We start from the raw sequence: 10,515 nt of genomic DNA, 5'->3' as shown, positions 1-10,515 counted from the left end.
ATCACCCCCCGCACTTTAACGCTATGCGGAGGTGACCAATGACAACTCAGTCTGACTGGCATAAAGCCGACATTATTGCCGCACTGCATAAGAAAGGCACTTCGCTGGCAGCACTCTCTCGTGAGGCAAATCTGGCTTCTTCAACCTTAGCAAATGCCCTTACCCGCCCGTGGGCCAGAGGCGAGCTAATCATTGCTCAGGCTATTGGTGTAGTACCGGAACAAATCTGGCCAAGCCGTTATGTTGATATCAATGGCAAACAGCTCAAAAGACCCATGAGAAGACCACTTAATTAATTGCCAGTGAATTCCGGCGGGTGACGAACGCGGTGGCCCGCCTGAATACAGGCACAAAAAAAGCCCCCGAAGGAGCTGAATGAGTTTGAGTGTGAGGGACGAAACCGGTCGCCTTACGGCGACCTGCCCGGCTGTTCCCTCTGCGACCATGGGTTATTTGGTCAACTCTGCTGTCATGTGTACGCTATTGTTGAACTGCGCACTGGTGATTTTATAGGAAGCGCCTTCTTCAGCGGCTTGCGCGGCAATTTTTGCTTCTGCGCGGTCAAGGGTGGAAGCTGTGGTGCTGATGCTCTGGGCAAATGCACCGAAAGACATGACAGACAGAGCAGTAACTACAGCAAAAGTTTTGATGGTTTTCATGGTCGTATTCCTAAAGTCATTTATCTGTTGTAGGGCGTTGTTGCCCTGATGTGATAAATAATAGGCCGACCCGATAATGATTAAAATCGAAACAATTTGCTAATGTCATTCAAAAAAATAGAACATGTTTTTAACGATTATAGATGTGCCAAATGAGGGTGAATATCAGGTTGTTTTGTTCCGGCGCTGCCGGGGGAAACCATGACAAAGCTCCGACTTGGGAAGCAAAGTCATTTCACATTCTTAAATGCCAAATTTTGGACACAAAAAAACCTGCCTCGGCAGGTTTTTTTCATCAGCGCTCACTCTTAGTACATTGCGCCTGGCGGTACGTCTTTAAAGGTTTCTTTACAGCTTTTGCAGTAACTTTTGATCAAGTCTTTCAGGATTTTGCGCACTTTCATGGTGAACTCCAGTTTTTATTTTTACAGGGGTTGTTCGTTATGTGCACATAATAAGACACTCATCACATAAATCAATCATTTTGTGATGCACATCACATATTTCTATGGGTGGCATTTGCATGCTATTACTTAAATATGATTTAAAATCAATTATTTAAGGCATTATTTTAATAATAATTTTTTTAAAACGTCATTTCATTTTTTAGTGTAAATCTGACAATGCCATCTTTGGATGGGTCCATCCACTGCGTCAAAACGTAAAAAAAGTCTGGCGGGGAAACCCCGCCAGACTGTGAAAGATATTTGGCTCAAACACCCTTCTTTTATTTCACCAGACCCATGCTCTGTGGCAACGCCATGGAGACAGCCGGTAAGTAAGTCACCAACATCAGCACCACTGCAATCACCGCGAAGAATGGCAACAGCGGTTTGATCACGCGCTCAATCTTAATATCCCCCACCTTACAGCCGGTAAATAAGATTGGCCCAACCGGCGGCGTAATCGTGCCGAGCGACAAGTTAAACACCATCATGATGCCGAACTGCACTGGGTCCATACCAAATTGCATACAAATTGGCAGGAAGATTGGGGTGAAGATTAATACCGCAGGCGTTGGGTCCATAAAGGTACCCACCAGCAGCAATACCACGTTCATAATAAGCAGAATGACGATAAAGCTGTCTGTCGCTGAAAGTAGACCTGAAGCAATCAGTGCTGGGATCTTGGTGAATGCCATTACCCACGACATGATAGACGACGCTGCCAGCATGAAAATAACAATCGCTGTCATTTTCGCCGTCGCGAGGAATATCTGCGGCAAATCTTCTACTTTAATATTGCGATAAATAATGCCCAGAACCAGAGAATAAACCACCGCAATGGCTGATGCTTCGGTTGCCGTAAATACGCCACCCAGGATGCCGCCGATAACAACGACAATCATCATCAGGCTTGGAATAGCATCAAACAGAATACGCAGTGTCTGGCCTTTATTTGCAGAACGATCTGCAACATAACCGCGGCGTTTAGCAATAAAACCCGCAACCAGCATCACGCCTAAGCCCCACAGAATACCTGGGACATAACCGGCCATAAACAAGGCGGAAATAGAGACGCTACCTGCAACCGTTGCGTAAACAATCAGTGAGTTACTTGGTGGAATCAGCATACCCGTTGGGGCAGATGCGATGTTAACCGCGGCACTAAACGCCGGGTCGTAGTTCTCTTTTTTCTGAATCGGCGACATGATGCCACCAACCGCTGCCGCAGAGGCCACGCCAGAACCACTGATGGAACCAAACAGCATGTTGGCTACCACGTTAGTCTGCGCTAATGGGCCCGGCAGGAAATTACTGACCATTTTTGCACAGTTAATTAAACGAATGGCTATCCCGCCATTGTTCATTAAATTCCCAGCCAGAATAAAGAAGGGAATGGCTAATAGCGCAAACGAGTCGAGGCCAACAAAAACACGCTGGGCCGAAGTTAATATCGCACCATCGAACGGTAAAATAAGTAACATTGCAGCAAAAGACGAAAGCCCGATACTGATACTAATCGGCGCTCCTGCTATCAGTAAAATAAATACTCCGCAGAACATTACCAGAGCAACAATAATTGCAATATCCATGTCGACACCTAATCAATCTTGTTTCGAAGAAAACTTTCTGAACAGCTCATATAGGTTATATAAGCAATAGAACAGCGTCATTGCACCGCTTAACGGAATCGCAATGTAGATAATGCCGATTGGAATTTGTAATGCAGAATCAAGCTGCGCCATCTGGCGCTCCATACCGATAAAACCACCGATAGTCAGAACCAGCAATGCAAATACAGTGGTGGCAAGTTCACCCAAAACTTCAAGCGAAAGGCGTATTTTACGCGGCATTTTATCGCGCATAAAGGTAATCGCCATATGCTCACGCAGGCCAAACACATAGGCTCCGCCAATCAGCACTAGCCAGATAAACAAATAACGCGCTAATACTTCGCTAACTGCACTCGGGCTATTAAATAGATAACGGGAAGCCACCTGCCAGGTTACCAATACGGTCATTAAACCTACAATCAGTATAGACAGAGAGGAAGCAACTTTATCGACTGCCTGTTTTACTCGAGTGACCTGCGAATAAAAACCAGATTTGGACACAGCTGCTGAGGGGTTAGATTGAACAGCTTTCATTTTAATCTCCACGGGGGCATTTCTGCCCCCTAACTTCTAAGCCGAATTACTTGGCCAACTCACGAATTTTTTCGTACAACGATTTTTGTTCAGGCGTGGTTAACATCGCCGATTGCAGTGGTTTGCAACGTTCCTGGAATGGTTTGATATCCACTTCAGTAAAGGTTGCGCCGTTGTTTTTCGCGGTTTGACGCGCGCCATCAAGTGCTTTATCCCACAAATCAAACTGAGTCGCGGTGCTCTCTTTGGCTAATTTGCGGAACACTTCGCGGTCTTTTTCATCCATCTTGGCAATGAAGCTTTCGTTCGCTACCAGCAAGTCAGCAACCATTACGTGACGAGTGTTCGAGAAATGAGGAGCCACTTCGTATTGCTTGAGGTCAGCGTAGGTAATTTCGTTGTTTTCAGCACCATCCAGAACGCCTTGCTGAATAGCGGAATAAACTTCGCCCTGGCCCATTGGAACGCCAGTGCCGCCCATGCAAGTGAGCATTTTGATCATCGTGTCAGACTGCATTACACGGATTTTTTTACCGTTCATGTCTGCCGGGGTAGTGACAGCAGAACCTTTGGTGTAAACGCTACGTGCGCCCGCGGTATACGCGGTTACCACTTCAAAACCGGTCCCTTTGGTAGAAGCAAACAAGCCATCGAGCGCACCAGAGGTAAACACTTTGCGCTGATGTTCAGGGTTGTCGTAGACATACGGCATGGCCAGAACAGAGAAGTTCTTATTGAAGTTTTCTACCAGTGGGTTTGCTACCACCGCCATTTGAATCGCGCCAGATTGCACCAATTCAAGTGAAGCACGTTGATCGCCTAACAGCTCGTTAGGGTGGATTTCGAGTTTGTAGCGGCCATTGGTCGCCGTTTGCAGCTTATCGCTGAAAGAAACCAATGCTTTGTATTGTGGGTTGTTTTCGGATTGGTTAAACGCAGTTTTCAGCGTAACGGTGCCTGTAGGAGCAGCGTCTTCGCCACACCCGCTCAGCAAAATCGTTGCTGCAACAGCGGTAGCAACCAGCGAAATTTTTGGCATAACATGTTTCAAATGCAGCATCCCTAAGACTCCTAATATCCATAGTTTCGGTGTGGAACTAATTCGATTCGGAAGTATTTACGCATTGAACTCTTATAAAATGAAACGTTATTTCACCAAAAAATAAATTTTGGTTCATTTTGCAATTTAGATCTCAAAACCGCGCCACCGCGCGATCACAAAACACACAATCCTTGCGCCAAAACACAACAATAACGTTATGAGTCAGTGAAGAAAAAGTGGTTTCAGGAAGGGTTATGGGAAACTTGCTGGGTTAATCATTCAGGGACTGAACCATCCCCCTCTTCCCGAAAAAACAGAAAGAGGAGGATAAACGTAAGGAAGGAATTACTTCGCTGCTGGACGAGCGACGACTTGAATCGAATCGGTATAAGTCACACGTACACTTTGGTTTACTTTAAAGTCTTTCAAGCGAGCCTGAACTTTTGGATCTTCAACAGTGACCACTTTCTCCTGCCCTTTAGGGCCGACAAAAGTCACTTCGTTCTTTTGCAAATCAATGTGTTTAATTTTGAGCTGAACGTTAACCTGGCGGAAAGCTTCGTGCGATGGGCTTTCTTTGGTGGCTTTTTCAGTGCCTTCGGTTGATGACGCTGTTGGTGCAGCTTTATCAACATTGGTATCAAAAGCAACGGCAACGGAGCGCGTTACGGTGGTATCGACGGTGTCACCCGCTTTCAAATTAGCCAGCGTACCGGCTTCTTTAGGGACAGTGAGCGAAACTTTATTGCCTTGTTCACCTTCCAGCACAACGACATGATTTTTTTGATCAACTGAAACCACTTTTGCAGAAAAATGGTCAGCCTGGAAATCACCCGCCACGGGCTGGATTGCGGCATTTGCAGAGAAAACACTGAATGCGAGCAGTGAAACAGTAGCGGCACCCTTAATAAACGTTTGAATCGGTTTCATAACTCAGATGTCCTTATAAGATAAACAAATTAATGCTGGCCCTATGGGCAGGGCCAGTATGAGCTTAGCGGTATTTCTTATGGTAGGCATTACGAGTGGTTTTGAATTCTTCTGCTGCGGCTTTTGCTTCTTTCACTTTGCCTTCATTGGCAAGTTTCAGCGCCCCATCAATTTGCCCCACCAGCAGATCCAAACCGTGGCGATAGTCTTTTAGCTCCGCGCTGTCTGGTGCTTTGTTTTCAAGTTTCGGCGGAGTCCCTTTTTGCGCATCCAGTGCCGCAGTGCGCATATTATTGAGTGAGGTTTTTAGCTCTGCCGCGTTATCAGTACCCAACACGGTTTTGTAGTTCTCTGCGATAATGTCCATATCATCGCCAACATCTTTCGCCATGCTTGTTGCGGAAAATAACACGGTCGATACTGCCAACATTGCAATCAGTTGCTTACGCATTTATTTACCTCTCTAGTTATCTACCCTAAATAATTCGAGTTGCAGGCAGGCGACCAGACCCTAAGTCCCCAGCAGCATAGATAACTATGTAACTGGGGCGCATGGGCGCAGTCAACGCACCTGCAGCTTGAAGTATGGCGGGTAATTCTACTGCCCGGCGATCTTCATCTCCGGTAACAGCACTGAACCACACTGAATATTACTGCGTTTCTCAATATCACTGCCTACTGTGACAATTTCCCGCCACATATCTTTCAAGTTGCCGGCGATGGTAATTTCACTCACCGGATACTGAATTTCGCCATTCTCGACCCAGAAACCAGACGCGCCACGTGAATAGTCGCCAGTGATACCGCTCACGCCCTGGCCCATCAATTCAGTGACCACCAGCCCGGTGCCCATCTCTTTAAGCATCCCGTCAAAATCCAGGCCGCGCCCTTCGATACGCCAGTTATGGATGCCACCCGCATGGCCGGTGCTTTTCAGACCCAGCTTGCGTGCAGAATAGTTGGTCAGCAGCCACTGTTGCAGAACACCATCTTTGATAATGTCACGGCGCTCTGTGCGAACCCCTTCGCTGTCAAACGGCGAGGAAGCCAGGGCTTTGAGCAAATGCGGGTGTTCTTCAATCGTCAGCCATTCTGGCAAGATTTGTTTGCCGAGTGAATCGAGCAAGAAGGTAGATTTGCGATAAACCGAACCGCCTGCAATCGCGCCAACTAAATGCCCGAACAGGCCCGTCGCCGCTTCAGCCGCAAAAATGACGGGCGCTTTCATGGTGGACAGCTTACGCGGAGACAAACGTGCAAGCGTGCGACGCGCGCACTCAATGCCCACGGATTCCGGGCTATCCAGGTCTTCCATCGCACGACCAATGGTGTAAGCGTAATCGCGTTCCATCTCACCGTTGACTTCAGCGATGACACAGCTGGACAGGGAATGGCGAGTGGAGCAAAAGCTTTGCAGCATGCCGTGGCTATTGCCGAAAACTTTGATGCCGTAGTGGCTGTTAAAACTGCCGCCTTCGGTGTTGTTGATGCGTTTATCCACATTCAATGAGGCATTTTCAGCGCGGGCTGCCAGCTCAATGGCGCGATCTGCGTCCATTTCAGTTGGGTGGAAAAGATCTAAATCTGGCGCTTCAAAGGCCAGTAACTCTTTTTCTGCCACACCCGCGTACGGGTCTGGAGAGGTGTATCGGGCGATATCCAAAGCGGCCTGCACGGTACGCGCCACGGCATCCGGGCTAAGGTCGGTCGTCGATGCGCTGCCCTTACGGTTTTGATGATAAACGGTGATACCTAACGCACCATCGCTGTTAAATTCTACGTTTTCCACCTCACCGTATCGAGTGCTGACGCTGATACCAGTGGTTTTACTGACGGCAACTTCTGCGCCATCGGACTGAGCGGAAGCCAGTTCCAGCGCCTGAGATACCGCTTGTTCCAGAACCTGACGTTGTTGTGCTACTTGCGTGTTTACTTTCATCGCTACTGCCATAATGTAAGGTGAGTAATTTAAGTCTAACCCAGAACAGAACAATTTCGCAGTGAACAGGCTTTACTGGTAGAATTAGCCACTTTTTTTAAGGAGCCTAATATGACTAAGCAGCCCGATGACTGGCTCGACGACGTCCCGGATGACGAAAATGAAGACGAAGATGATGAGATTATCTGGGTCAGTAAAAGCGAAATTAAGCGTGATGCCGAGGAATTAAAACGTCTGGGTATGGAGTTGATGGACCTGGGCAAGAACGCCCTCGACAAAATCCCTCTGGATGAAGATTTGCGTGCGGCGATTGATCTTGCACAAAAAATCAAGAAAGAAGGCCGTCGTCGTCAGGTTCAGTTGATTGGCAAAATGATGCGTTCGCGCGACATGGATCCTATCCGCGTGGCGTTGGATAAACTGAAAAACCGTCACAACCAGCAAGTTGCACTGTTCCATAAACTGGAAGCACTGCGTGATCGTCTGGTTGAAGAAGGTGATGACGCGATGACCGAAGTGTTAAGACTGTACCCGGAAGCTGACCGCCAGCAACTGCGCGTACTGATCCGCAACGCTCAAAAAGAAAAGGCCGCTAACAAGCCGCCAAAGTCTTACCGTCAGATTTTCTCTTATCTGCGCGAACTGGCCGAAAGCCAGGGTTAAGCGATATGTGTCGGATGAACAGTCGTCACCCATAAAAAAACCCGCAAATGCGGGTTTTTTTATATTCACCAGTATTACTGGTTCTCAGCTTTCTTCGCCAACGCATCCAGCAATTTCTGGTGAATACCACCGAAACCACCGTTACTCATCACCAGAATATGGTCGCCAGGCTGGGCAATTTTCATCACCATATCCACCAAAACATCGACATCCGCACTCCAGTGTGCCGGCTGAATACAGGCTTCTGCCACTTCCACAACCTGCCACGGAATATGCGGTGGCTGAAGTAAAAAGACTTCATCTGCACGGCCTAAAGATGGCGCGAGATCGTCTTTGCTGTGGCCCATTTTCATGGTGTTAGAACGCGGCTCAAGCACGGCCAAAATACGTGCGGTTCCACCCACTTTGCTGCGCAGCGCAGCAAGGGTCGCCAGAATCGCCGTTGGATGGTGAGCAAAATCGTCATACACCGTTACGCCGTTTGCTTCACCGCGTAATTCAAGGCGGCGACGCGCATTCACGAAACTGTCCAACGCTTTCGCCGCATCAGCAGGCGTCACACCCACATGACGCGCAGCAGCAATTGCCATCAGCCCGTTATGCATATTGTGTTCACCCACTAACTGCCAGTTCACTTCACCGACACGTTCGCCATCCAGATACACTTCCCAATGAGAAGCATCTGGAGTGAGTTTCTTCGCCTGCCAGTGGCCTTGTTCGCCCACCAGTTCTTGTTCGCTCCAGCACCCCATCGCCAATGTATGTTTAATATTGGCGTCGTTTTCTGGCCAGATGATTTTCCCCTGCCCCGGCACGATACGCACCAGATGGTGGAACTGTTTCTGAATCGCTTTCAGGTCGTCAAAAATATCCGCGTGATCGAACTCAAGATTATTGAGGATCAGTGTACGCGGGCAATAATGCACGAATTTGGAACGCTTATCGAAGAACGCACAGTCGTATTCATCGGCTTCAATCACGAAGAATGAGCTTTCACCCAAGCGTGCAGAAACGTCGAAATTACCCGGTACGCCGCCGATGACAAAACCAGGCTGGTAGCCGCAAGCTTCCAGAATCCAGGCCGCCATGCCTGCCGTGGTCGTTTTGCCGTGCGTTCCCGCAACCGCAATGACCCAACGGTCACGCAGGACAAAGTCGTGCAACCACTGTGGGCCTGACAGGTAAGGGATGCCTTTCTCTAGCACCGCTTCCACACACGGGTTACCGCGCGTCATGGCATTACCGATGATCACCAAATCCGGCTGAGGGTCGAGCTGGCTTGGGTCGTAACCTTGAATTAAATCAATCCCCTGCTCTTGAAGCAGAGTGCTCATTGGCGGATACACATTCGCGTCCGAGCCAGTAACCTCATGGCCGAGTGAGCGGGCAAGCATAGCCAAGCCACCCATGAACGTACCGCAAATACCCAAAATATGAATGCGCATAACACTATCCTTCTATTCTTAGGCACACATTCTAACCGCATGTTGAGTGGTGGCAAATCGCATTTCAGGATATTCCGCATTTAGCTGGCGCGATTCACCTGTACGCTACTATTTGAATATTTGTTAGGATTGTTGCAATCGCTTCATCCCTAAATAATTCGAGTTGCAGGTAGACGGCAAGGGATCTTACCCCGATGAGCTTATTCTGGTAAGTGATTCGGGTAAGTGAGTGCAGCCAACGCCCCCGCCTCTCGGCGTATAATGGGATTACTCAACGGACAGATGCAGGGAAAGTATTATGAAAACGTTAGGTGAATTTATTGTCGAAAAGCAGCACGAGTTCTCGCATGCAACGGGTGAACTGACTTCATTGCTGTCGGCGATAAAGCTCGGCGCAAAAATCATCCACCGCGACATCAACAAAGCGGGTCTGGTGGATATTCTGGGTGCGAGCGGAGCTGAAAACGTTCAGGGCGAAGAGCAGCAAAAACTCGACCTGTTCGCAAACGAAAAACTGAAAGCCGCGCTGAAAGCCCGTGGAATTGTGGCGGGTGTCGCTTCCGAAGAAGAAGATGAGATTGTTATTTTCGAAGGCGCGGAGCATGCCAAATATGTGGTGTTGATGGACCCTCTTGATGGCTCCTCAAACATCGACGTCAACGTGTCCGTGGGTACAATTTTCTCTATCTATCGCCGCATCACGCCGGTAGGTACACCAGTCACTGAAGCCGATTTCCTCCAACCAGGCAACCGCCAGGTGGCGGCAGGTTATGTGGTTTACGGTTCCTCAACCATGCTGGTTTACACCACCGGTTGTGGCGTACATGCCTTCACTTACGATCCGTCACTGGGCGTGTTCTGTCTGTGCCAGGAACGTATGCGCTTCCCGCAAAAAGGAAGCACGTATTCCATCAACGAAGGGAACTACATCCGTTTCCCGTCCGGGGTGAAGAAATACATTAAGTTCTGTCAGGAAGAAGACGCCAACACTCAGCGCCCGTATACCTCACGCTACATCGGCTCTTTGGTGGCAGATTTCCACCGCAACCTGTTAAAAGGTGGGATTTATCTCTATCCAAGCACCGCAAGCCACCCACAAGGGAAGCTGCGTTTGCTGTATGAAGGTAACCCGATGGCATTCCTTGCAGAACAAGCGGGCGGTAAAGCCAGCGACGGTAAAGAACGTATTCTGGATATCATCCCAGAAACCTTGCATCAACGCCGCCCGTTCTTTGTCGGTAACGAGC

At 48.6% G+C, this 10,515-nt stretch carries 12 protein-coding genes; 3 read left to right on the top strand and 9 right to left on the bottom strand.

Going from position 1 to position 10,515, the window contains the following annotated elements:
- Positions 1–38: 38 nt before the first annotated feature.
- Positions 39–296 (top strand): helix-turn-helix transcriptional regulator, encoded by a 258-nt coding sequence (locus VJY99_RS07455; protein WP_324117420.1) that lies wholly within the window; start codon positions 39–41, stop codon positions 294–296.
- Between the two features lie 153 nt (positions 297–449).
- Here the strand turns inward: VJY99_RS07455 and VJY99_RS07450 are convergent, their stop codons facing one another.
- The 8 genes from VJY99_RS07450 to pmbA all read right to left on the bottom strand — a co-directional run bounded on the left by VJY99_RS07450 (position 450) and on the right by pmbA (position 7,172).
- Entirely contained in the window at positions 450–659 is a 210-nt protein-coding gene (locus VJY99_RS07450; RefSeq protein ID WP_324117419.1) for a YdgH/BhsA/McbA-like domain containing protein, read from the bottom strand.
- A 308-nt stretch (positions 660–967) separates the two neighbouring features.
- On the bottom strand, positions 968–1,063 hold the full coding sequence (gene azuC, locus VJY99_RS07445; protein WP_324117418.1) for a stress response protein AzuC: 96 nt from the start codon (positions 1,061–1,063) through the stop codon (positions 968–970).
- A gap of 323 nt (positions 1,064–1,386) precedes the next feature.
- Positions 1,387–2,694 carry a TRAP transporter large permease gene (locus tag VJY99_RS07440; protein ID WP_324117417.1) on the bottom strand — a complete coding sequence of 436 codons (1,308 nt, stop codon included), beginning with the start codon at positions 2,692–2,694 and terminating at the stop codon, positions 1,387–1,389.
- Positions 2,695–2,706: 12 nt separating this feature from the next.
- Positions 2,707–3,249 carry a TRAP transporter small permease gene (locus VJY99_RS07435; protein WP_324117416.1) on the bottom strand — a complete coding sequence of 181 codons (543 nt, stop codon included), beginning with the start codon at positions 3,247–3,249 and terminating at the stop codon, positions 2,707–2,709.
- Positions 3,250–3,295: 46 nt separating this feature from the next.
- Complete coding sequence (locus VJY99_RS07430; protein WP_324117415.1) at positions 3,296–4,309, bottom strand: TRAP transporter substrate-binding protein; 1,014 nt, start codon at positions 4,307–4,309, stop codon at positions 3,296–3,298.
- A 327-nt stretch (positions 4,310–4,636) separates the two neighbouring features.
- A complete protein-coding gene (locus VJY99_RS07425; RefSeq protein WP_324117414.1) occupies positions 4,637–5,221 on the bottom strand; it encodes a hypothetical protein in 585 nt (194 codons plus the stop codon).
- 64 nt (positions 5,222–5,285) lie between these two features.
- The gene (cybC, locus tag VJY99_RS07420; protein ID WP_324117413.1) at positions 5,286–5,672 is read right to left on the bottom strand and encodes a cytochrome b562; all 387 of its coding nucleotides are present in this window, start codon (positions 5,670–5,672) and stop codon (positions 5,286–5,288) included.
- A gap of 147 nt (positions 5,673–5,819) precedes the next feature.
- Entirely contained in the window at positions 5,820–7,172 is a 1,353-nt protein-coding gene (gene pmbA, locus VJY99_RS07415; RefSeq protein WP_324117412.1) for a metalloprotease PmbA, read from the bottom strand.
- A 99-nt stretch (positions 7,173–7,271) separates the two neighbouring features.
- On the opposite strand from pmbA, the gene yjgA reads away from it, so the two are divergent.
- Positions 7,272–7,823: a ribosome biogenesis factor YjgA gene (gene yjgA, locus VJY99_RS07410; RefSeq protein WP_120065599.1), complete on the top strand. Its 552-nt coding sequence runs from the start codon at positions 7,272–7,274 to the stop codon at positions 7,821–7,823.
- A gap of 74 nt (positions 7,824–7,897) precedes the next feature.
- Here the strand turns inward: yjgA and mpl are convergent, their stop codons facing one another.
- Positions 7,898–9,268 (bottom strand): UDP-N-acetylmuramate:L-alanyl-gamma-D-glutamyl-meso-diaminopimelate ligase, encoded by a 1,371-nt coding sequence (gene mpl / locus VJY99_RS07405; protein ID WP_324117411.1) that lies wholly within the window; start codon positions 9,266–9,268, stop codon positions 7,898–7,900.
- A gap of 298 nt (positions 9,269–9,566) precedes the next feature.
- On the opposite strand from mpl, the gene fbp reads away from it, so the two are divergent.
- The coding region (gene fbp / locus VJY99_RS07400; RefSeq protein WP_324117410.1) for a class 1 fructose-bisphosphatase at positions 9,567–10,515 on the top strand (949 nt) is incomplete at its 3' end.

The sequence above is a fragment of the Buttiauxella sp. genome, from assembly GCF_035271705.1.
Taxonomy (GTDB): domain Bacteria; phylum Pseudomonadota; class Gammaproteobacteria; order Enterobacterales; family Enterobacteriaceae; genus Buttiauxella.
Note: the sequence above shows the minus strand (reverse complement) of the source record. Positions and strands in the feature narration are given on the sequence as shown.